General features: G+C 26.1%; 24 protein-coding genes, 1 tRNA gene and 1 other RNA gene. All 26 read right to left on the reverse strand.

All coding sequences use genetic code 11. The annotated features are described in order from the left end of the window. Nucleotides 1-65: 65 nt before the first annotated feature. The 26 genes from AACH12_RS14120 to rpmH all read right to left on the reverse strand — a co-directional run bounded on the left by AACH12_RS14120 (nt 66) and on the right by rpmH (nt 23,774). Nucleotides 66-668: a 50S ribosomal protein L25 gene (locus tag AACH12_RS14120; protein WP_338536018.1), complete on the reverse strand. Its 603-nt coding sequence runs from the start codon at nt 666-668 to the stop codon at nt 66-68. A 679-nt stretch (nt 669-1,347) separates the two neighbouring features. Next, nucleotides 1,348-1,947 (reverse strand): recombination mediator RecR, encoded by a 600-nt coding sequence (recR, locus tag AACH12_RS14125; RefSeq protein WP_338536019.1) that lies wholly within the window; start codon nt 1,945-1,947, stop codon nt 1,348-1,350. A 12-nt stretch (nt 1,948-1,959) separates the two neighbouring features. Beyond that, nucleotides 1,960-2,298, reverse strand: a complete 339-nt coding sequence (locus AACH12_RS14130) for a YbaB/EbfC family nucleoid-associated protein (protein WP_338536020.1) — start codon at nt 2,296-2,298, stop codon at nt 1,960-1,962. Between the two features lie 77 nt (nt 2,299-2,375). Next, nucleotides 2,376-4,064: a DNA polymerase III subunit gamma/tau gene (gene dnaX / locus AACH12_RS14135; RefSeq protein WP_338536021.1), complete on the reverse strand. Its 1,689-nt coding sequence runs from the start codon at nt 4,062-4,064 to the stop codon at nt 2,376-2,378. Nucleotides 4,065-4,082: 18 nt separating this feature from the next. Beyond that, nucleotides 4,083-6,323, reverse strand: a complete 2,241-nt coding sequence (locus AACH12_RS14140; RefSeq protein ID WP_338536022.1) for an HD-GYP domain-containing protein — start codon at nt 6,321-6,323, stop codon at nt 4,083-4,085. A gap of 71 nt (nt 6,324-6,394) precedes the next feature. Next, entirely contained in the window at nt 6,395-8,695 is a 2,301-nt protein-coding gene (locus AACH12_RS14145) for an HD domain-containing phosphohydrolase (RefSeq protein WP_338536023.1), read from the reverse strand. A 133-nt stretch (nt 8,696-8,828) separates the two neighbouring features. Next, nucleotides 8,829-9,092, reverse strand: an RNA gene (gene ffs / locus AACH12_RS14150) — signal recognition particle sRNA large type. Between the two features lie 24 nt (nt 9,093-9,116). Next, on the reverse strand, nt 9,117-9,587 hold the full coding sequence (tadA, locus tag AACH12_RS14155) for a tRNA adenosine(34) deaminase TadA (RefSeq protein ID WP_338536024.1): 471 nt from the start codon (nt 9,585-9,587) through the stop codon (nt 9,117-9,119). A gap of 60 nt (nt 9,588-9,647) precedes the next feature. Further along, a tRNA-Arg gene (locus tag AACH12_RS14160) sits at nt 9,648-9,724 on the reverse strand. A gap of 37 nt (nt 9,725-9,761) precedes the next feature. Further along, a complete protein-coding gene (locus AACH12_RS14165; RefSeq protein ID WP_338536025.1) occupies nt 9,762-10,457 on the reverse strand; it encodes an OmpA family protein in 696 nt (231 codons plus the stop codon). 16 nt (nt 10,458-10,473) lie between these two features. Further along, entirely contained in the window at nt 10,474-11,175 is a 702-nt protein-coding gene (locus AACH12_RS14170) for a hypothetical protein (RefSeq protein WP_338536026.1), read from the reverse strand. Between the two features lie 66 nt (nt 11,176-11,241). Further along, nucleotides 11,242-11,697, reverse strand: coding sequence for a hypothetical protein (locus AACH12_RS14175; RefSeq protein ID WP_338536027.1), 456 nt, complete (start codon nt 11,695-11,697; stop codon nt 11,242-11,244). An 8-nt stretch (nt 11,698-11,705) separates the two neighbouring features. Next, on the reverse strand, nt 11,706-12,257 hold the full coding sequence (locus AACH12_RS14180; RefSeq protein ID WP_338536028.1) for a hypothetical protein: 552 nt from the start codon (nt 12,255-12,257) through the stop codon (nt 11,706-11,708). Nucleotides 12,258-12,372: 115 nt separating this feature from the next. After that, complete coding sequence (locus AACH12_RS14185; protein WP_338536029.1) at nt 12,373-13,890, reverse strand: helix-turn-helix domain-containing protein; 1,518 nt, start codon at nt 13,888-13,890, stop codon at nt 12,373-12,375. 171 nt (nt 13,891-14,061) lie between these two features. After that, on the reverse strand, nt 14,062-14,937 hold the full coding sequence (locus AACH12_RS14190) for a diacylglycerol/lipid kinase family protein (RefSeq protein ID WP_338536030.1): 876 nt from the start codon (nt 14,935-14,937) through the stop codon (nt 14,062-14,064). Between the two features lie 45 nt (nt 14,938-14,982). Beyond that, nucleotides 14,983-15,837, reverse strand: coding sequence for a ParB/RepB/Spo0J family partition protein (locus tag AACH12_RS14195; RefSeq protein WP_338536031.1), 855 nt, complete (start codon nt 15,835-15,837; stop codon nt 14,983-14,985). Beyond that, nucleotides 15,838-16,608, reverse strand: a complete 771-nt coding sequence (locus AACH12_RS14200; protein ID WP_338536032.1) for a ParA family protein — start codon at nt 16,606-16,608, stop codon at nt 15,838-15,840. A gap of 108 nt (nt 16,609-16,716) precedes the next feature. Continuing rightward, complete coding sequence (locus AACH12_RS14205; RefSeq protein ID WP_338536033.1) at nt 16,717-17,496, reverse strand: ParB/RepB/Spo0J family partition protein; 780 nt, start codon at nt 17,494-17,496, stop codon at nt 16,717-16,719. Nucleotides 17,497-17,593: 97 nt separating this feature from the next. After that, entirely contained in the window at nt 17,594-18,310 is a 717-nt protein-coding gene (gene rsmG / locus AACH12_RS14210) for a 16S rRNA (guanine(527)-N(7))-methyltransferase RsmG (RefSeq protein ID WP_338536034.1), read from the reverse strand. Then, nucleotides 18,300-20,186 (reverse strand): tRNA uridine-5-carboxymethylaminomethyl(34) synthesis enzyme MnmG, encoded by a 1,887-nt coding sequence (gene mnmG / locus AACH12_RS14215; RefSeq protein ID WP_338536035.1) that lies wholly within the window; start codon nt 20,184-20,186, stop codon nt 18,300-18,302. The genes rsmG and mnmG overlap by 11 nt, the downstream gene beginning before the upstream one ends. Nucleotides 20,187-20,197: 11 nt before the next feature. Then, a complete protein-coding gene (gene mnmE, locus AACH12_RS14220; protein ID WP_338536036.1) occupies nt 20,198-21,571 on the reverse strand; it encodes a tRNA uridine-5-carboxymethylaminomethyl(34) synthesis GTPase MnmE in 1,374 nt (457 codons plus the stop codon). Between the two features lie 97 nt (nt 21,572-21,668). Beyond that, complete coding sequence (jag, locus tag AACH12_RS14225; protein ID WP_338536037.1) at nt 21,669-22,292, reverse strand: RNA-binding cell elongation regulator Jag/EloR; 624 nt, start codon at nt 22,290-22,292, stop codon at nt 21,669-21,671. Next, nucleotides 22,279-23,004 carry a YidC/Oxa1 family membrane protein insertase gene (locus AACH12_RS14230; RefSeq protein WP_338536038.1) on the reverse strand — a complete coding sequence of 242 codons (726 nt, stop codon included), beginning with the start codon at nt 23,002-23,004 and terminating at the stop codon, nt 22,279-22,281. Before AACH12_RS14230 ends, jag begins: the two co-directional genes overlap by 14 nt. Nucleotides 23,005-23,026: 22 nt before the next feature. Next, nucleotides 23,027-23,236: a membrane protein insertion efficiency factor YidD gene (gene yidD / locus AACH12_RS14235; protein ID WP_338536039.1), complete on the reverse strand. Its 210-nt coding sequence runs from the start codon at nt 23,234-23,236 to the stop codon at nt 23,027-23,029. A gap of 17 nt (nt 23,237-23,253) precedes the next feature. Beyond that, nucleotides 23,254-23,580, reverse strand: a complete 327-nt coding sequence (gene rnpA, locus AACH12_RS14240) for a ribonuclease P protein component (RefSeq protein WP_338536040.1) — start codon at nt 23,578-23,580, stop codon at nt 23,254-23,256. 59 nt (nt 23,581-23,639) lie between these two features. Further along, nucleotides 23,640-23,774, reverse strand: coding sequence for a 50S ribosomal protein L34 (gene rpmH / locus AACH12_RS14245; RefSeq protein ID WP_338536041.1), 135 nt, complete (start codon nt 23,772-23,774; stop codon nt 23,640-23,642). Nucleotides 23,775-24,312: the final 538 nt, after the last annotated feature.

Consider the following 24,312-nt stretch of genomic DNA (forward strand, 5'->3'; position numbering starts at 1 on the left):
GTAAATGAATAATTAAAAAAAACATGAATTAAATAAATTCATGTTTTTTAAAATATAATATTTTCTTATAAAACTTCTATTGTTTCTTCATCTTCTGAAACTTCTTCTTCTACTTCTTTACCTGCTGTAGTAAGTGAAGCAACAACTAGATCCTCATCTAAAGCTAATTCAACATCTTCATTTTTGAAAATTTCTAAATCGCCAACTTTTATTGGAGCTTCTTTTAAGGTAGATAAATCTACTTCTATAAAGTCTACTAAATCTTTTGGCATTGCATGGATTTCAATATCATGCAATTGCTCAGTAACAATGTTTATAGCATCTTCTACGGACTCTTTATTAATAAAATGAATTGGTATTCTTACCTTAATTTTTTCGCCTTTAGATAGTTCTTGAAAATCAATATGAATAAGATTGCCCTTTAAAGGTGCTCTTTGAAAATCTTTCATAATAGCGCTTATTTTTTCTTCTCCTAATTTTAATACTAACGAAGTACCAACACCATGATAATGTAAAAATTTTTCAATCTCAACTTTAGAAACTTTTATATTTTTGTTTTCTTTATTTGAACCATAAACAACTGCAGGAATGAAACTATTATTTCTTAAAATTTTAAGCTTACTTTTTCCAGTTTTTTCTCTAAATTCAACCTTTAAAACATCTTTCATATAATCCTCTCCTTAGTAAATTTTTTATGTTTTCATTAGTAGATACGATGTTACCTTTTATTATACATCAAAAACTGAATATTCGCAAAATTAAAAGCGGTGCGAAAAAAAATATATCAAATAACTCGATAAGCTAAAAGCTTATAAGAGAAATTTGATATATTTTTTGTCATAGGGCTAAAAGCCCTGTGACTTGAAACACTATAAGTGTTTCAGTTCGCACCGCTTATACTTTTTTTATTCATAAACCTTGATTAATTAATAATTTAATATATTTCTCACATAGGGCTAAAAGCCCTGTGACTTGAAACACTTTAAGTGTTTCAGTTCGCACTGCTTATACTTTTTTTATTCATAAACCTTGATTAATTAATAATTTAATATATTTCTCACATAGGGCTAAAAGCCCTGTGACTTGAAACACTATAAGTGTTTCAGTTCGCACCGCTTATACTTTTTTTATTCATAAACCTTGATTAATTAATAATTTAATATATTTCTCACATAGGGCTAAAAGCCCTGTGACTTGAAACACTATAAGTGTTTCAGTTCGCACCGCTTATACTTTTTTTATTCATAAACCTTGATTAATTAATAATTTAATATATTTCTCACATAGGGCTAAAAGCCCTATAACTTGAAACACTTTAAGTGTTTCAGTTCACACCGCTTATACTTTTTATATTTTTCTTCTACCTTCTAATGCTTTTGAAAGTGTTACTTCATCTGCAAATTCTAAATCTCCACCCACTGGAATTCCATGAGCTAATCTAGTAACCAAAATATCTGTTTGAGATAATAATTTAGAAATATACATAGAAGTAGCTTCACCTTCAATAGTTGGATTAGTAGCCAAAATTAATTCATTAACTTCATTGTCCCTTATTCTAATTATTAATTCCCTAAGTTTAATGTCTTCTGGGCCTATTCCATCCATTGGTGAAATTGCACCATGAAGTACATGATATAATCCTTTAAATTCTCTAGTTTTTTCTATTGCTATCACATCTTTAGAATCTTCAACGACGCATATCACACTTCTATCACGAGATGCATTCGAACAAATACTACATTTATCCTTGTCTGTAATATTAAAACAATCTTCACAAAAATGAATTCTATTCTTAACGTTAATTATTGCTTCAGATAAACGAATAGCACTGTCCTTTTTGTCTTTAACTACAAAAAAAGCTAATCTCTGCGCTGTTTTTTTTCCGATTCCTGGTAATCTTGAAAATTCATCGATTAATTCTTCTATCGGCGCTGGGAAATTTGTCATCTATTCACATCCTTAAAATAGTCCAGGAATATTCATACCACCAGTTAATTTTCCCATTTCTTTACCCATCGTTTCATCGGCTTTTTTCAAAGCATCATTAATTACAACAATTATTAAATCCTGTAGCATTTCAATGTCATCCGAATCTACAATTGACTCTTCAAGTGTTATTGAAATTATTTCCTTTTTACCATTAACTACAGCCTTTATTGCACCACCACCCGCTGTTGCTTCAAATTCTTTTTGTTCTATTTCTTCCTGTGCTTTTTGTAAATTTTGTTGCATTTTTTGTACTTGTTTCATCATTCCATTCATATTTCCCGGAGCCATATTTTTTCTACCTTTTGCCATTTATATTTCCTCCTAAATTATATTAATATTCAATTAAAATTAAATTATTATTGATATTAGACTAAAATTATAACACGTTACTCTATTATTTCCAATTTTTCAATAGAATCATTAAAAAACTCCTCAACCTTTTTCGTTATTTCGTTTTCATCATCTTTAGTATCATTTACTATTTTACCAAGTTCACTAGTAAATTTGCAAACTATATTGACTCTAGAATTAATAACTTTAAAAATAATATTTTCAATCACCTCTTTATTTTCTTTTTTCATAACTGCATTCAAATGAAATCCAAATTTATCATCAAATCCTATTATAAGCCTATTTTCATCCATATATTTTGGTGATCCTTCAATCAAAAATGCATGAATAGATACTTTATTTTTTCTAACAAGTGATAAAATTTCACTCCAACTATTTTCAATTTTATTAAAAGTATTATTATCAATACTTAACTCTATAATATTTTCTTTTTGTAAAATTGTATCTGACTCCACATTTCTTTGAATTTTACTAGCACTCTGATTTTCAATAACAACTTTTTTATCAATATCTGAAGCCGTACTATTACTGCCAACTGTTTTTTCACTTTGATTTGACGACGTAATTATATTTCCACTCTCTATTTTTTTTTCTATTTTGATGATTCTTTCTACAATTCCTTCAATTGAATTATCAAAACTCAAGTTAACAATTTTTAATAAAGTAATTTCTAAACTCACTCTTGGGTTATTCGAATATTTCATAGCGTTATCAGCTTCAAGCAGAATTTCTAATATTCTTATAATATTAGAGGTAGATATTTTTTTTGCTTGTTCTTTAATATTGTTTTTTCTTTCATCTGATATGTCTAGTAATTCCAACAACTCAGTCGATGTATTAACAATCATAATATTTCTATTATACTCTATTAAATCTTTTATAAAAAAATTGATATTTTTACCACTATTAAAAACATCGTCTACAATTTTTATTAAATTAGCCGGATTTTTATTAATAATATTTTCAAATATATCAAAATAAATTTCTTCATTTGATAATCCTAATACATCAATAACTTTTTCATAAAGAATTTTACCTTCTGTAAAAGAAATACATTGATCAAGTAAACTTAGAGAATCTCTTACCGCACCTTCACCTTTTTTTATTATAATTTCTAGTGCCTTTTCCTCATAAAGAATTTTCATATCTTCTAATATAAATATCATTCTTTTTTTAATATCATCATAAGTTACTCTCTTAAAACTATAAGTCTGACATCTAGAATGAATTGTATCTGGAATTTTATGAAGCTCCGTCGTTGCCAAAATAAATACTACATAATTTGGTGGTTCTTCTAATATCTTAAGTAGAGCATTAAATGCACCTTGTGAAAGCATATGAACCTCATCAATTATGTAAACTTTATACTTTGCTTTTGATGGTGGATATTTAATATTTTCCCTAAGTTCTCTTATATTATCGACGCCATTATTTGAGGCTGCATCAATCTCAATAACATCCATAAGTGTTTCATTTAATATACCCTGGCATATATCACATTTGTTGCATGGATTAAAATCCGTAGAATTTATACAATTAATAGCCCTTGAAAAGACTCTTGCTATTGTTGTTTTACCAGTTCCTCTAGTTCCATTAAAAAGATATGCATGTCCTATTTGATTATTTTTAATTTGATTTTTTAAAGTATCTACAATATGTTTTTGACCAATAATTTCCTCAAAAATATTTGGTCTCCACTTTCTATATAATGCTGTATATGCCATATACTCCACCTTTCTAAATTATTCCTCATCAATTATATCATATAATAAACTTGCATTTTTATTAAATATTTTATTTATTATTTTTACAATTTTAGGATTAAACTGAGTTCCACTATTCCTATTTATTTCATCTATTGCCCATTTTAAATCCTTTTTAGAAGAATACAGCCTATTACTAGTTATTGCATCTATAGCATCCGAAAGACCTATAATACAAGGTATAATAGTAGTTCTATCAAAAGTTTTCATTTTAGGATAACCTTTTTTATCATATCTTAAATGATGAAGCAAAACTCCTTCAATTATTCCTTTACTCATTTCTATTGGTTTAATAATCCTAAATCCTATTTCAGAATGTTTTTTTATTTCGTTGTATTCATAATCTGTTAATTTTCCCTCTTTAGTTAAAATTTTATCTTCGATTCCAATTTTACCTATATCATGCAATATTCCTGAAATTTCTACTTCTTCAATTTCTACATCACTAAATCCCATCTCTTTTGCAATAAGTACTGCAATTTTTGAAACTCTTATTGAATGCCCCTCTGTATATGAATCTTTTGCCTCCACTGCAGTTATTAAAACTTTTATGGTATTAAAATAGTTATTTTTAAGTTCATTATATAATCCTATTTTTTCTATTGCAATTGAAGCATGACGTGCAAAGGCTTTAAGTAAATCAATATCTAAATCATCTATTTTATTTTCTACAGCTATTATTATAACACCTATAGCTTTATTATTATTTGATAAGGGGATATAAATAGCTTCTTTAATTTTATCAAATAAATTTTCTTTATCAAAAGTATAATCAACAAGCACATTTTTAAAATCCTTAACAACAACAATTTGATTTTTTTTAATTGCTTCTCCAGCAATATCTTTTTCCATAGATAAATCGCCTTTCTTTATAAACTCAGAAAATTCACCTGAATATGCTTTTAATTTTAATAGATTATTCTCTACTAATCTTATAGTGCAAATTCCTCTTCCTGAAAGCTTATTAATTCTCTCAACAATATTTGAAAGAAGTGTTTCTAAAGTGTTTGAATTAGTTAGTGATGTCATTACCTCTCTAATGAACTGTAATTCTTTTTTTCTTTTAACAACCTTAACTTTTAAATATTTTTCCTCGTCCACTATTTCAGAATCATATAATTCTTCAAGTCCTAAAGTAAAATCCTTACTTTCACTAAAAACTTTATATTTTAATTCCTCTAAACTTATATTTTTTTTCAATTCATCAATATTATTTTTTATATTATTTGCACTTTTCCCTTTCTCTTTTAATTCATTAACTAGAAATTTATATTCCTCATCTATTTCTAATTCTTTGTAATAAATATCCTGTAATTTATAAATTAATTTATTAAAACTTTCATATATATAAGTAAAATATCTGTGTTTTTTAAAATTAATTTTATAAACCATATCACCATTTAATATTTTATCAATTTGAGCTATAACTCTATCAATTGGGAAAAATAATATTTTAAAAAAAGATGCAATAACTAGCAAATAAGTAATAATTGCTATAACAATTGATACCTTAAAAACATATAAAAATTGATTTATTCTACTTAAATTAAAATCCGCTTTCTGCGATACAAAAAAATTTATTTTATTTTCATTATCATAAATATTTACATCATATTCTTTTAACTTAACGTTATATCTAATATCATTAAAAAAATTATTATTTTTTGTATTACCTTCTTTGATAATCTCATTTCCACTAATAACAAGACTAATTGATTCTAAATCATTTGAAAAATATTGATTTATTTTATCTTCAATATCAGTAACTAACAAATCAATAGCAATATATATACCTTCAACATTTGTTTTTTTGTATAAAGATAATACCCTATTATTATTTTTGTCAAAATGAATAGATGCTAATTTTCCATTTTCAATAATTCCAATAGTTTTATTTTTATCAACCAAGTATATTTTTTCTTTTATGCTTATATTTTCATTACTATATACAACAAGTTTACTAAGTTTTATATAATCGTCGTATTTTTCATAAAAAGATATTTTCGAAATTAACTCAAGAATATTTGTTTTTCCCTTGTACCAATTAAGGAAATTATTATATTTCATTTCTGTATTATTCCTATTTAATGTTAAGAGATTATTAGTACGACTTATATACATTTTATTATAAAAAACAGCACCAAAAATAATATTTGGAAGCACTAATAATATTAATATTTTCATAAATATTCTTTTTTTTATTAATTCTTTATATTCCATAATAATTTCCTTATATAATATTTTTTTATTTTATTTTTTAGTGTTTTTTTACCAGAATTCTTATTCTTAAATCAATTATTTATCATATCTAAAGATTCAAATTCTTCTATTGTTATATCCTCAAGTGCATCAACTACCTCACTGCTGTATATTACATTTGATTGTTTTTTCATAGATCTTATTACATCTTTATAAGTCAATTTAAAGTGATTATCAATACCTGTTAACATAACATCGAATTGATCTGCAACTTCAATTATTCTTGCAATAAGAGGTTGTTCAGTTATTTGTGAATTCTTTGGAAATCCCGATAAATCAAAATGAATATGATGATAATATATACCATTCAATATATTTTCACTTAAGCCAATTGGCTCAATAATTTTTTTCCCAATTCTTGTATGTCTATCTATTATTTCATCTCTAATTTCTTTATTTTCATATTCCTTTCTAAGCAAAGAGTCACTTATACCAATCTTTCCAATATCATGAAGCAATGATGCAATCTTAATTTCTTCAAGAAATTCCTTTTTTAGATATAATTTTTTAGCTATTAAATTTGCGTACTCAGAAACTCTTAAAGTATGCCCTCTAGAAATTGCAAGTTTTTCTTCCAACGCATTAACTAAGGATTCAATAGTTTTTAAGTAATTATTATTTAAAATATTAAATAGTATTTCTTTTTCAATTTCTAAAGATGCATTATTGGCTAAATGTTTTATTACATTTACTTCTGTTTCATGAATTTCTGAAATAGAAACAAACGTTAGTACCCCAAATATGTTACGATTGTTAACTAAAGGTATATAAAGAACTTCATTTAAATCGTCTACATCTTCATTTAATACAAGTAAATCTTCCATTATAATATCTTCTTTATTTTTAATGTTTATTATCTTTTTAGTATTTACCGCTTCCCATAATTTACTATTCTCTTTCTCTATATTTTCTATTTTAAAGCGATTAATTTCTTTACCACTGATTGCTTTTGTTACTAATTTTTCATTTTCAATTATCCTAATAGAACATACAAATGCATCCATAATCAAGTTTATTTTATCAACAATCTTTTGTAGAATTGCACTTAAACCGTCATTACTCGTCATGCTAAATCCCATTTTATTTATTAATAAAAACTCTTTATTTAACTGCTTATATTGATTATATAATTTTAATTTGCTCGTTATATCTACAAATATAATTTGAATATATAATGTTTCTTCATCTAAATTTATCAGTTGAGTATTCCCTCTAAAATTAATTTTACTATTATTTTTAGATACCATCGAAAAATCTAAATTTTTAAAATTTCTTTTTTTAAGTATTTTATCTAAATTACCATTCAAAGTGAGCTTAGAAAATGTTTTTTTCAAAATTTCATTATCCAAATATCCCATTTTATCTAATAGACTGTCTGTAACAAAAATAATTTCCAAATTTGAATCTAAGAGAATTACGTATTTATCTAAATAGTTAGCTTCTTTAATGAAAGTTCCTACTATACTAGCAGTATCACTAATCAACTTTTCTCTTTCACTATTTAAATTAAATAGATTATTTTCTTCAATATTAATCTCATTTTTAACATATTCTAGTTTATCTAAAGAGTTATTCAAATCAAATTCTCTTTTTTTTATTAAACTAATTAATTTTAGAAAACTCATCAATAGATTTTTGAAATATATTCCAAAATATTCGTCACTTTTATCCATTTTTTCTTTATTAATTATATAATCCAAATCAAGTTTAATTTTTTTGCTAGATTTTATATAATATTTTATAATTTTATTTATGTTAATATATATAATTAAATAAAATAAAAATACTATAAAAAAACTAATGCTAGTGCTCATGTTGAAATTGTTAAGCAATTCGTTTTTATCTATAAAAAACACCATTATAAATTTTTTTATATTTGTTGATTTATAATATATAATATAATTACTATTTTCATAAATTTTATTTGGACTATTATTATCAAGTATTATTTTCTTTAAATTATTATTAATATCATTAGCATTAATTAGAGCTGATCTTTCTTCGTCAATTAAAAAAAAATTTGTCTTTAAAATTTTCATATTGTTCGTAATTTTTTCTAATATGTCATCAAATGTAAAATCAATTATATTATTATATTTGCCACTAATCTCAGAAAAACTTCTAAAATTTTTTTTTATTTCAATTTCATTATCAACCCATTCATTGAATATTATGACTTGTTCGTTGAAATCGTTAATTAAAATATCATTAACATATTGATTATTGTATTTTTTTTCATTTATAAAAAAAATACTGATACTTATTAGAGCTGGTAAAATCATAATTAAGATGCTATAAAAAAAATATTTATTTTTAGAAATAAATTTATACATAGTTTGCTCCCTGTTTAATGTAACATATAATTTTATTATATTATTATTTCCAATAATTAGTCAAATTCAGTTTTTTTTACTTATATATAATAAAAAAGATACTTTTAAAAAAAGTATCTTTGCAAAATTTAAGCCATGCACCTATATTCGAAAACAAATCACAAACGGTACCAATATAGTTAACTCAGAAAAGGCTACCTCACGGCACATAAGAGTGTTTGCTTAGTGCTGCTTCCTTCCGGACCTGACACGATTCACAAATTCTTATTGCGTAAGACCCAATCATCAACATCACTTTTATAAGTCTGACTTTGCAATTTGTTGCCTTGTATAGACATCAATCCTGTTATAGCGGACTACAGGTTACAAGGAACCGCTAACTCCCCATCTAGCATGGCAAATTAATATTTACTATAATTATTTATTCTCTTAATTCTTTAAAAAAAGTTTTAATTAACTCTGAACATTCATCTTCTAAAATACCACTAATTACATCTACATGGTGGTTTAATTTATCATAATCTAATACTTTTAAGTTTGACTCCACCATTCCCATTTTAATGTCCTTAGCACCATAGACTAATCGTCTTATTCTAGACTGATATATAGCGCCTGAACACATCAAACAGGGTTCTAGAGTAACATAAATATCACAATCTGTCAATCTCCAAGAATTTAATTTACTTGTGGCCTCTTTAATAACTTCAATTTCTGCATGGGATGTTGGATCTTTTTTAATTTCCTTTTTATTAAAACTCCTTGCAATTATCTCTCCATTTTTTACAATTACAGCTCCAATTGGAACTTCACCTAATTTATATGCCTTTTTTGCTTCTATAATAGCTTCTTTCATATAAGCTTCTAGTGATTCAGTGCTCTTAAATAATGTCATAATTCACCCACAAAATATATTAAGCTATTAATAAGCCCTAAACATATGTTTAGGGCTTTTTGGTGCACTCGAAAGGATTCGAACCTTCGACCTACCACTTAGGAGGCGGTTGCTCTATCCAGCTGAGCTACGAATGCAAATCTTACAAGTAATATATTAATAAGAAATCATGAATTAGTCAATCTTTTTTTTAAAATATATTTCTGTTCTTCTATTAAGGCTTAACTGAAGATCTGAATTGTCTTTATTTATAGGATTTCTATCTTCATTATTCACTACTTCAATACGATTAGCATCAATGCCATTATCAATAAAATAATTTTTTACTACTAACGCTCTATTTAGTGAAAGATCTATAAATAAATATTTTTTATGATCAAAAGCGCCATTATAATTACCTTCAACAACTATAATTACATCATTGTTTTTTAAATCAGCAATCACTTTATCCAAAATAGAAAAATATTTTTCTTTAATTATATATGAGTCAGCATCAAAATATATATTATAGTGATCTTCAAAAGAAGAACTTTCGTTTGTAATTTCACTATTAATTTCCTCAGTGTTAAGCGAACTATCATCTTGAGTTATTTCATCGATATTTTCAGCATCACCTATATCTGTATTGCTGTTATTCACTATTTCTTTTGAAATATCATTTGTATCACTATCCGTATTTTGTTGTGACTCTGAGTTTTTTAATATATCTTCACTACTACTTATGTTATTTTCGCTAACGCCAAGTTCTTTTTGAACATTTTCTAGATTATTATTTATGGAAGATAAAATAAATACAACAATCATTATTATTAGTATAATTAGGCCAATTGCAACATTTTTCCCTCGTTTTGTAAGTTTGTATTTTGACAAAACCTTCACTCCTATATTATTTCTTTGGTTTTACAAATTCAACAATATTAATTATTTTTTGAATCTCATATTCAATCATGGTATTTTGATCTTCTTCAAATTTCTTTCTTACTTCCATTAAATTTTTTAATTCAATAATTCTGCTCTCTAATTCTCTTATTGAAGATTCATTTTTCGCTATTACATCTTCTGTTGATTGTACTGTAGTTTCTAAAACAGTATTAAGAGCATCAATTCTTTGATATGCATCTGTAAGAATTTCATCAAAGTTTATATTTGACACATTTAAAATATTTAAAACTGATTCTCTCTTAATATCTACTGGTAAATTTTCTGGTAGTGCTTTTAAAAAAACATCTGCCATAAAAATTGTTTTTTTCATATCAGAAGATAATCTTGAATTTCTATAAATCTCTTCAATAGAAACTAATTTGTTTTTTTCATACGATCCAATAATTTCGTTTAATTTATCTCCAATTTCGATATCTTCGCTTGTTGTATCATTAATTTTCTCAGTTTCACTCAATTCATTTAATTTTCGCATTAATTCTTTTTCAGCTATACTTTCATCTTTTATTTCTGGCTCTGTTACTAGCAAATTTTCATCATTTAATTCATTCGTACTATCAACAAAATGTACATCTGCATTTTCTGATTCATTTTTTTCTTCAACTTGTTCAATTAAACCCAATTTTTCTAAAAAAGATTTCTTAGCCACAACCTTTAGCCCCCTATTAATAATAATATTTTCTATGAATAATAGTAATCTTAATTAACTCTTTTACTATTTAAGCATATCCTCTAAATATTTAATTCTATTTTTATTTGCTTTTATAAGATTCTTAAATTCTTTAAGTAAAGTTTCTTTATAATGCAATTCTTTTTCTTTTACTTTTATTTGATTTTCCAAAGTACGAATATATGATTTTGTATCTATTATAGTTTTATCGACTAATTGATTTATATTACATATAGAATTTTTTAATTTTTCATCACTTAAGAAAATACTCTTTTTAAGCTCTGTTATTTCAGTTTCATATATCTCCTTTTCTGTATTAGATAGTTTTGCTGAACTACTAAGAGACTTTTTAATTATCTCAATTCCTTCTTCATCAATATATGTAATGTTTTGCTTTTTGTGTAAATAAGGCCTTAATTCTTTTTTTAACAATTCAATCTTTTTATAAATGGTAACCTTACTTGTATTTAATTTTTTTGCAACTTCTATAACTTTATACATAAATACACCTATTTATTTTTCACAAATAATTTATCTAATAGTTTGCCTCTGCTTCTTCCTTCAGTAAAATCCAATCCACTATTACTAAACTTATAATCCAGCTTTTCTTCAAGCATAGAAATCCACTGTACATCATCTAATAGTATATTTCTATAATTCATAATTGCATCATTTTTTCTAATCAAAATCGAATCTAAATTAAGTAACTTTGTTTTAAGCAGGTTTACTGATTCATTTAAACTACTTACTTCCTCTATCTTACGAAAATAGTCTTCTTCTATTTTTATATTCTCATCTATACTATCATCAATTTCTAATGCAACTTCATTAACATGAACATTCAAATTCATATCGTTTATAATTGTACTCTGAGTATCTTCTAGGTAAGTACCATTAATTATTGAAGAAATAACCTTTACTCCTTCTTCTCTAATATAAGTCACTCCACTTTTTTTTTCAATATACTCTTTTAATTCATCTTTATTTATAATAAGGACTTCAATTATAGAAATTTTATCTACTAACAATCTCTTTGCAACTTCGCTAACTTTTAATAACATATTTGCTCCAATCAAGTATCATTTTAATACAAATTTTAAATAAAACTACTTAATGTCAAAATGATACAGTAATTAGTGTTGCAAAACAAATATCATTTGTTTCATTTTAACACATTTAGTGTTCAATTTCATACTTTTTTAATTTTCTATATAAAGTACTTCTACTAATACCCAATTTTTCTGAAATCAATGAAATATTTCCATCGTACTTATTAAAAGTTTGCCTAATATAATACTTCTCAACGTCTTCTAATTTAAGTGTTTTTTCAGTACTCAATTCTATATTAACTTCACTTTTATTCTTCGTATTATTAAGCATATCATAATCATTCAAATTTATTATATTATCAATGATTGTATGGAGCTCTCTCATGTTCTTATGATAAGTTTTATTCAATATTTTACTTAATACATCTTTTACTAGAATCCTATTATTTACATCTTCTACCTTACATCCACTTTCTTTTGCTACTTTGTATATTAAAGCTTTAACTATTTTTTTAATATCATCTCTTCTTGTGTTAAGCGACTTTAAAACTATAGGATAATGTTGCAACTTATCTGTAAAGCGATTTACACTTCTATTGAACTCTATTAAATTGTCATGTAGCAATATAATTCCTAAACCCATTGCAGATACATCGTTTCTTCGATTCGTGTTAACCACTTTACACCTTGATATTTCTTCGATTTTTCTAAAATTGCCAATTGTCATATCATTTATGTTTTCAACAATTAATACACCATGAGTGAAAGTATTTAATTTTTTTTCAATTTCACTTGAAGTATCGTGAGAAGAATCTATTTTAATAATTCTCTCTCCACTAAAGTTCTTGAATGCAAAGAATCTTGCTACTTCTTCTTTTCCAATTCCACTTGGACCTATAATAGAAATAATAGATTTATTTAAATTCTCATTTAACAATTTCTTTTTAACCTCATGGATATATTTTGAATCTCCAAATAAAACTTCAGGTGTTTTTTTTGAAATTTGATTTTTCAATTTGTACTCTTCAATATATTCATTACTATTTTTTTCATCTAAATTTAAATCACTATCTACTATAGTGAATTTTGTTTTTTCTAGATCTATATTTAAAATTGTGTTACTTACTTTTATAAATTCTTCATTACTAATTGCTAACAATCCTATAATAATATTTGATTTAAATTTATTTGAATTCAAATAATATGCTGCAGATATAAATTTTTCAAAAACACTATTATAATGCTCAGAAAAATAGACTACTGAATTTTTTTTATTTTTAATAAAGATACCAATTCCATTTGTTCCAATATCTTCTTCTCTTAAACTATTTATATTTTTTTTATTTAACCATTCATTATTAGAACAAATAACGTTTCCATTATAATCACAAATAAATAAAGACGATTTTTTGAATTTTATATTAGATTCAATTTTGATAAATTCAAGTAAAATTTTAAAATCCACTTTTTTATCATCAAAAAAAATATAGTTATTTTCAATGATTTTGTTTTTTTGCCTATTTTTATATAAATTACTTCTTACCCAAGAAAAAGCAATTTCATTCCTAAGCAAATCTCTTCTTAAAATTCCTTTTGTAAGAAAAAGAGTTTTTGCTTTTTTAACATCATCATTATTAAATTGCATTTTTTCTCCTCTCTGCAAAAGACTTTATATGAATAATACGACCTATCTTTCAAGCCTAAAAAACAACCTATTAAGCTTTTTCTTGTATATACACACATTTGTATGTAAATTAATTTTAAGTTCAACTGGAGCTGTTTTTAAGGGGCGTTTTTTAGGCCGATCACATTTTGTTTATACAAAAATTTCCAATTTACTTTGTGCTATTTTTATTAATGCTGGTGATGGACCAATTAAATTACCATCAGCGTTTACAACTAATTTCTCTTTTATTGACCTTATTTCAATTTCTTTTGCTCTATAATTTTCTACTCCAGAAACACTCATATGTTTACCAGTAAAAATTGAAGGAAACAGTGCTATTAATTTTAGTTTATTCATTTTATTTACAATACAAATATCAAAAAGACCATCGTCAATTTCGGCTTCTGGTAAGACCATCATTCCACCGCCAAAATATTTTCCATTTCCTACAGCAACTAAATAAGCTTCTCTATGAAGCAATTTTCCATCAATTTTTATTGACATAGCTTTAGGTTTATATGTAGCAAGAGATTTTAATGTTGCTGTGATATAAGCTGATGTGCCTTTAATATAATTTTTTATTTTATCTGTCAATCTTACAATTTCACCATCTATTCCAAAAGAAACTACATTTAAAAAATATTTATCATTTACAATCCCTATATCTACAAATTTTGTACTTTTATTAATAACAACATCTAACGCTTTTTCGATTTCTAGCGGAATCTTTAGACTCCTAATAAAATCATTACCTGTACCTGAACCAATTATACCGAGTTTTATATTTTCACCGAAAATTCCATTAATTGCCTCAAATAAAGTCCCATCTCCTCCTACAGAAACAACTGATGTATAACCATTAGACTTAGCAGCTTTACATAGTTCTGTAACATTACCAATAGAACTGGAAATTTTAATATCAAATTCAATATTAGTTTTTTTCATTCTTTTGTTTATTATATTAATATATGTTTTACTTTTCCCACTTCCCGCAACCGGATTTACTACAAAAAGTATTTTTCTCATAAATCTCCTTAATAATTAAAATTTTGTTTCACGTGAAACAAAATTTTAATTCATTATTTCAAGAATTCTTGCTAAATCTTCATCATCATAGAATTCAATTTCAATTTTTCCTACACCACTTCTACCATTAGTTATTTTCACTTTTGTACCAAGAAAACTCTCAAGTTCCTCTGTAATTTGAATTAATTCAAAGTCTATTTTTCTATCTAACTTCTTCTTAGAAATATTTGCTTCAATTAATTTTTTTACCATTTTCTCTGTATCTCTTACACTAAGTCCTTTAGTGTATATTTTATTTGCTAATTCAATTTGCTTATCAACATTATCTAGCATTAATAGCGTTCTAGCGTGGCCTCCAGAAATTTTTCCATCCTTAACAAACAATCTCACTTTTTCATCTAATTTTAATAATCTAAGAATGTTTGCAATGTTTGACCTACTCTTACTTGTAGCCTTAGATATTTGTTCCTGAGTAAATTTATATTTTTTAATTAACATTGAGTAAGCAAGTGCTTCTTCGAGTACATTAAGATCCTCTCTTTGTAAATTTTCTACTAATGCAATTTCTGCAACTGTTGCATCATCATAATCTTTTACAATACATGGGATTGACGAAAACTCATTTTTTTTGCAGGCGCGCCATCTTCTTTCACCAGCAATAATCTTATATTTATTGTTTTCTTCTCTAACTACAATAGGTTGAAGTACTCCATGCTCTTTTATAGAATTCGCAAGACTATCAATTTTATCAATATCAAATTGCTTTCTTGGCTGATCTTTATTTGCTATTATCTTGTCAATAGAAATGCTAATAATTTTTCCTTCTGGTTCCAAAGCAGTTTTAATTTCTTCTGGTATAAGTGCACCAAGACCTCTACCTAAAGCTTTCTTTTGTTTCATCTATATCACTCCATTTCTTTTTACAAATTCTTTTGCTAATGCTCTATAAGCTTTTGCGCCCTTTGATTTTGTATCATAATCAATAATAGGTTTACCAAAACTTGGTGCCTCAGCTAAGCGAACATTTTTAGGTATAATACAATTAAAAACACTTGCTTTAAAATAATTTCTAACTTCATCTACTACTTGCACTGCAAGATTTGTACGACCATCATACATTGTCATTAGTATACCTTCAATCGCAAGTGTTTTATTTAGACTTTTTTTTATCAATTCAAGTGTACTCATTAATGAGCTAACACCTTCTAAGGCATAGTACTCACACTGTATTGGGATTATAACAGAGTCAACTGCAACAAGTGAATTTATAGTGAGTAGGCCAAGAGACGGTGGACAGTCAACAAATATATAATCGTAATCATGATGAAGCTCATCCACAATTTTTTTTAAACGATGTTCTCTTCTATCGACATCGATCATTTCAATTTCCGCACCAGCAAGATTTAAATTTGCAGGAATTAAATCCAAATTTTCAATAGAAGTATGTACTATACTTTCATATGGTTCACATTCAAATAGTAAAGCTTCATATAAACCTCTTTCAATAGTATTTTTATCAATACCAAATCCACTAGTTGAGTTTCCTTGTGGATCATTGTCAATAACAAGTATTTTATAACCCAATCGCGCCAAACAAGCACTCAAATTTACATTAGTAGTGGTTTTACCAACTCCACCTTTTTGATTAAATATAGCAATAGATTTACCCAAAATTACCTCCTAATTAATGATTTCATTTTAATTATACATTCTTTTTCACAAATTTACTATAAAACAATAAAAAATAATGTTTCACGTGAAACATTATTTTTTAAAAATCTATTTTATTGGTATTTTAAATTTTATATATGCATAATTCTCATCTTTTTCTTCTGTATATTCAATGTCAGCACCAGTATCTCTGATAGATTTATATGCATTTTTTAATGTATTTAAATATATTTTATAATTAATGACGCTTTTAGCAAAAGTATTTTTTTTCTTATAAGCTAAAATCATTTTATCAATTATCACTTCTGTCTTTTTAACATTTAATTCATTTTTTTTAATTAAATTAATAACATGTATTTGTTCACTATCACTTTTAAGTTTCAATAAAGCTCTCGCATGCCGTTCTGTCAAATTTGAAGATACTATTTTTTCTTTAACTATATCATTAAAGGCTAAAATCCTCAGTTTATTTGATATAGTTGATTGATTAAGTCCAAGTTTTATAGATAATTCCTTTTGGCTTAAATTGTGAATGTGCATTATATTTTTCATTGCATAAGCTTCCTCAATAAAATTTAAATCTTCACGTTCTAAATTTTCAACTAAAGCTACGAATGATGATTCCTTATCGCTAATATCCACTACTATGGCAGGAATTTCTTTTAATCCTAATAATTTAGAAGCCCTGACTCTTCTCTCGCCAACAATTAACTCATATTCATCATTAACTATTCTAACGCTTACTGGCTGAATTAAACCATGTTTTTTTATAGAATTGGCTAGATTATTCAAAGCTTCATCGTTGAATATATTACGCGGTTGATAAGGATTCATATGAACTTTATCAATTTCAATTTGAATTACTTCATTTAAACTATTATCTTTCATAAAATCTCCATATAAATAACTTTAAAGGTGCTAAAACCAAATTTTTAAATTTTTAAAATTTAAAAATATTAAAATTCATTTAAAAATTTAGAACTAATTACAATGGTTTTTTCGAAGGAAGGCCGGCTTTTCTCGGGAATTTTTTTGGAGTATTAGTAATTTTCTTTATAACTATTATCTGATGATTTATTTCTTCATCCATTAAATCAACTTTAATTATTCCCTCAATTTTTCCACCTAATTTATTAATTGCATTTTCTGCAGTTCTAATTTCATCTAATGCCTTTGGTCCTTTTAATGAAATAAAATATCCTCCTATTTTCACAAATGGCAAACAATATTCTGCTAATGAAGATAAATTCGCAACTGCACGTGAAATACTAATATCGTATTTTTCTCTATAGCTAATATTTTTACCATAATCTTCAGCTCTTCCATGTAAACATGTAATTTTATCTAAATTCAATTCATCTGCAACTATTTTTAAAAAATCAATCCTCTTTTTTAAAGAATCAAGTAAGGTAAGGTCTATGCTTCTATTTACTATTTTAAGTGGTATGCCTGGAAACCCAGCTCCTGTACCTACATCAATAACCTTAACATTATCTACTATTTTTTCAGTCAAAATAGTAGCAATTGAATCAATAAAATGCTTAGTAGCAATTTCTTCATCTTCTGTTATTGATGTTAAATTAATTTTTTTATTCCATTCCTTAATAAGTTCTCTATATTTCAAAAATGATGCATTAATATATTCATCATTTTTAATATGGTATTTTTCTAGTCCCTCTTGCATTATCTTTTCATAATTCATTTTTTTGTCTCCTTTTCTTTTCTAAAAAGACAAGGAGAACAGATATATCAGCAGGAGATACACCTGAAATTCTTGATGCTTGCCCAAGTGAAGATGGTTTTATATCATCAAGTTTTTGTCTTGCCTCAATTCGAAGTCCCTCAATAGATGAGTAATCAATATGTTGGCTAAGTTGTTTTTTTTCAAGTGATTTAAATTTATCAATTTGTTTAAGTTGTTTTGAAATATAACCTTGGTATTTTATCGCTATTTCACATTGATTTATTACACTATTTTCTAATTTTGGTCTTGTACTGTCAATTTCTGTTAAATTTTTATAGTTAATTTCTGGCCTTTTAAGAAGCTCATAAGCAGAAAGTCCATGTTTTAATTCAGAACTTCCTATTTTTACCAACAAATCATTGATTTTATTAGGTTTAAAAACTACATTTTTAAGCCTTTCCATTTCTACTTTAACACTTTCAAGTTTTTTATGAAGTAAATCCATTCTTTCAGTGCTTGCTAAAGATATCTTATTTGACAGAGGAGTTAACCTTTCATCAGCATTATCTTGTCTTAATATTAATCTATATTCTGCTCGACTTGTCATCATTCTATAAGGTTCATTTGTTCCTTTTGTAACTAAATCATCAATTAAAACACCAATATATGCCTCAGAACGATCAAGTATTAATGGATCTCTATCATCAACTGCAAGAGCCGCATTTATACCCGCCATAATTCCTTGAGCTGCAGCTTCTTCATATCCTGAAGAACCATTAAATTGACCAGCTGAATATAATCCATTTATATTTTTAAATTCTAGAGATAATTTTAATTGTGTGGGATCTATGCAATCATACTCAATCGCATAAGCAGGCCTCATAATTTCAACATTTTCAAGTCCAGGTATTGATTTCATAAATTCTAATTGCACATTCTCCGGAAGACTTGTTGACATGCCTTGTACATACATTTCATTTGTACTTAATCCTTCAGGTTCTATAAATAATTGATGTCTATTTTTATCTGCAAACCTTGATACTTTATCCTCAATTGATGGGCAATATCTTGGTCCAACACCTTCTATATTCCCGCTAAATAAAGCAGATTTATCAAAATTGTGGACAATTATGTCATGCGTAATTGGATTAGTATAAGTAAGCCAACAAGGTATTTCATCAAACTCTAATTTTTTATTTATAAAAGAAAACGGAATAACTTCTTTATCTCCTGCTTGCTTTTCCATATGTTCAAAATTTAAGGATCTTTGATTTACTCTCGCAGGTGTTCCAGTTTTAAATCTTCTCATAATAATTCCATGATTAGTCAAATCTTTAGTTAATTCAAGTGAAGGAGCAAGTCCATTTGGCCCACTTTGAAATACATTTGATCCAATAAAAATTTTACCACCTAAATATGTTCCTGTCGCTAAAATAACTTTTTTAGATTTATAATAAGCTCCCGTACTCGTATATACGCCTTTAACAACATTTTCTTCTATATTAATTTTTATTACTTCGCCTTGCTTAAGAAATAGATTATCGGTATTTTCAATAATTTTTTTCATTTCAGTATGATATTTATTTTTATCTGCTTGAACTCTTAATGAATGAACTGCAGGTCCTTTTGCAGTATTAAGCATTTTACTTTGCAGAGTTACCTTATCAATATTGATAGCCATTTCTCCACCAAGTGCATCTATTTCTCTTACTAAATGTCCTTTTCCCGTTCCACCAATAGACGGATTACATGGCATCATAGCAACAGAATCTAAATTAATAGAAAATAGTAATGTCTTTTTACCAAGTCTAGCAGAAGAAAGAGCAGCTTCTGAACCCGCATGACCTGCGCCAACTACTATAACATCATATTCACCAGCTAAAAAACTATCCATTTTTACCTCCATCATTTTCCTAAACAAAAATTACTAAAAATCTTTTTAACTATGTCAGTTTCAACTGTTTCACCAGTAATTTCTCCTAAGTAATTATAAGCATTTTTTATATCTACTTCAATAAAATCATATGGCATTCTATCTTTTGTTGCTTGTATTGCTTCTTTTAATGAATTTGAAGCTTTTTCAAGTGCATTTATATGCCTAGTATTTGAAACCAATTTAGATTCATTTTCTTTTATAGTTCCACCTATTATCATATTATATATCTCTTTTTCTAATTTATCTATTCCAAATTTATTTGTAATTGATGTTTTAATAATAATTTTATCATGCAAAGTATTATTGATTTCATCTTCTTCAATAGCCTGCTTCAAATCAGTTTTATTTATTATAACAATTGCTTTTTTATCAACAATATATTTCATTATTTCTCTATCTTCATCTGATAATTTTTCAGAAGAGTTAAGAACAAAAATTACAAGATCGGCTTTATTAAAAAATTCCTTGCTTTTTTCAACACCAATTTTTTCTACAATGTCATCTGTATCACGAATACCTGCAGTATCAACTATTTTAAGTGGTATTCCTTCAATATTAAGATATTCTTCAATAATATCTCTCGTTGTTCCAGGAACATCAGTAACAATAGCTCTTGATTCTTTAAGTAATACATTCATAAGTGATGATTTTCCAACATTAGGTTTACCAATAATTACTGTTGAAAGCCCATCTCTAAATATTTTACCTTTTTCACCTGAATTAGCTAAATCAATGACTTTATCAAATAATAATTTTAATTTATTAATAATTTCTCCATAGGTAATTTCTTCAATATCTTCTTCAGGGTAATCAATACTAACTGCAATTTGAGCCATCAATTCCTCGATATTTTTTCTCATTAAATTTATATCTTCTGAAAGTGAACCACCAAGTTGCTCTAATGCAAGATCAAAACTTTTATTCGTCTTAGCATTTATTAAATCCATAACGGATTCAGCCTGAGATAAATCTAATCGACCATTTAAAAATGCTCTTTTAGTGAATTCTCCTGGTTCTGCCATACGAGCACCTTTTTTTAATACTAATTTTAGTATTCTTTTTAGTGGTACGATTCCACCATGACAATTTATTTCAACTATATCTTCGCACGTATAAGAATTTGGTGCATACATTGCCGCTACAAGTACTTCATCAATTATAATTGCTTCATCATAAATATAACCATATGTTAGTTTTTTATTTTCAAAATCAATTGATTTATTTGTTTTACTTCGAAATATTTCCCGGGAAATATTTATTGCATTCTTTCCACTAATTCTAATTATTCCAATTGCTCCTTCTGCTTGAGCCGTGGAAATTGCAGTAATTGTATCAAAATTCATATAATCACCTTTCTATCTATTTATTTTCAATTTATTACTAATTTATCAATTTATTCATATTAATGCCCCAATTAAATAAAACCCAGTTAGACTGGGTTTATCTTTTGTTTAAAAATATAACAACTTTTCTGTATGGTTCTTCACCTTGACTTCTTGTACTTACGCTATTATTTGATTGAAGCGTAGAATGTATTATTCTTCTTTCATAAGGATTCATAGGCTCAAGTACAATATCTTTACGCATTTTTCTAGCTTTATATGCTAATTTATGCGCCAATTTTTCTAATGTTTCTTTCCTTTTATTTCTATAATTCTCAGTATCTAAAATAACTCTTAAATAGTCTTCTCTGTCTTTATTAACAACTAAACTAATCAAATATTGAAGAGAATCTAATGTTTGACCTCTTCTACCAATCAGAACAGCCATATCCTTGCCTTCCATCTTTATATTAAGATTTTTTCCAACTATTTCAGAATTTACTTTAGCAAAAATACTCATTTTATCTAAAATATCATTTAAAAATTCTTCTGCAATTCTAATTGCAGGCTCTTTCAATGTTACTTTAATTTTTGCTTCTTTTGCACTAAATATCTTCAATAACCCTTTAGCAGGTTCTTCTATTACTTCGTAGTTCACTTCATCTTCAGTAGCTTCAAGTTCAATTAATGCAAATCTCAAAGCTTCTTCAATAGTTTTTCCTGTTTTTTCAATTAAGAACATTTTTCTTTGATTCCTCCTCAGTCAGCTTATTAATAAGCGTTTGTTGAACCATTTGGAAAATATTACTTACAGTCCAGTACAAAATTAAACCACCGGGTAAAGTTCTACCCATAAATAATATAAAAAATGGCATAACTGTAGCCATCGTTTTCATTTGGCTATTTTGCTGAGAACCATTATTCATAGTTGCCATTTGTAAATACGTTGTTGCGGCTGCAAGTATTGGTAATATACCTGGCATAGACGTAACAAGAGTTGATGAGCTATGAATTACATTAGATAAAACATCAGGATTTGCTAAATTACTTATCCATAAAAACCCTTGACTAAGTGCATCTGCAGTAAGTTTTTCATTTCCAGCAAATACAAATTTCATAGGATTTCTTAAAGTTGTATACAATCCAATTAATATTGGAAATTGAATCAACATTGGTAAACAACCTGAAAGTGGATTCATTTTATGAGTTGAATATAGCTCCATTGTTTTTGCATTTAAAGCCTCTTTGTCATTTTTATATTTTGTTTGCAATTCTTTTAGTTTAGGCTGTATTTCACTCATTTTTTTTGTTTGCTTTATTTGAGTTATTGATAATGGAATAAGTAACGTTTTAATAATAATTGTTAATATAATTATAGATACTCCATAATTACCAACTACCCCAAATACAACACTCAATAAAGTACCAAACACTTTACTTATCGGATCAAACAATTATTTTCCTCCTATATATAAATCAGTCAAGTGGATCATATCCACCTGGATTGAACGGATGACATCTTAATATTCTCTTTGCACTTAAATAAGTTCCTTTTAGTGAACCATATTTTTCAATCGCTTGATATGAATATGAAGAGCAAGTTGGATAAAATCTACAATTTTTTCCCAACAATGGGGAAATAAATTTTTTATAAAATCTAATTATAGTCAATAATACATATTTCATCTTATCACCTATCACTTTCACTTTAAAGATTTAATAAGTTTTTTAATAGCTTTTTCAACATCAGAATATTTAGCAATTTTCATTCTTACTCTTGAAATAAAAATCAAATCATATCCTACTTCATTTTCAATTAAATTTAATCTAACTGCTTCTTTTATTAATCTTTTTGATTTATTTCTTACTACGCTATTTCCAACTTTTTTACTAACAGAATATCCAATTCGATTTTCACCTAAATTATTTTTTAAATAATACATTACGACATATTTATTTACAACAGATTTTCCTTTTTTGTATACCTGATTAAATTGTCTAGTATTTTTTAGACTAGTAAAACTTGACATTTTTCCTCCAAAATTATCTTCAATTACAAAAAAAGACCACAACTTGCGGTCTCACTTTATTAAGCAGATAATTTTTTTCTAGACTTTCTTCTACGAGATTTAATTACATTTCTACCAGCTTTTGTTCTCATTCTCTTTCTAAAACCATGTTCAGTACTTCTTTGTTTTTTCTTTGGTTGGTAAGTTCTCTTCACTTTAAGTCACCTCCCTTAAATAACACTTATATGTTCAATTCATTATTTTGCCTAAAAGTCTGCTAACCAATTATAACCCTCTCACTCTATCATGTCAACAATATATTATTTTAAAAATTTTTTTTATTTAATTATTGAGATACTTATAAATATTATTGCTATATATAGTAGATTTAAATTTTTTAACATACTCTATATAGAAAAAAACTATTAACATTTTTAATCTATTATATTTATGTGGATAATATTAATTATTTAAATTGAAATCCAACGTGAATTTTGATATTATTAATACACATGTTGATAACTTTTTTTATTAACATTATTTATTTTTGACTTTTTTGTTAACAACATTGTTTATAATCTTTCTTTTTTGAGTATATTTTCCGTTTATTAGACTATTTTCAAGTGTTAACTATGTTTATTATATTTTCAACAAAATTAGTTTTCTTTTAAAAATTTTTTTCTCTAAATAATACACTAACATATTTGTATATTATTTATTAACATTATCGTTTTTATTAAATTTATTATTATA

The organism is Helicovermis profundi (assembly GCF_033097505.1).
Taxonomy (GTDB): domain Bacteria; phylum Bacillota; class Clostridia; order Peptostreptococcales; family Acidaminobacteraceae; genus Helicovermis; species Helicovermis profundi.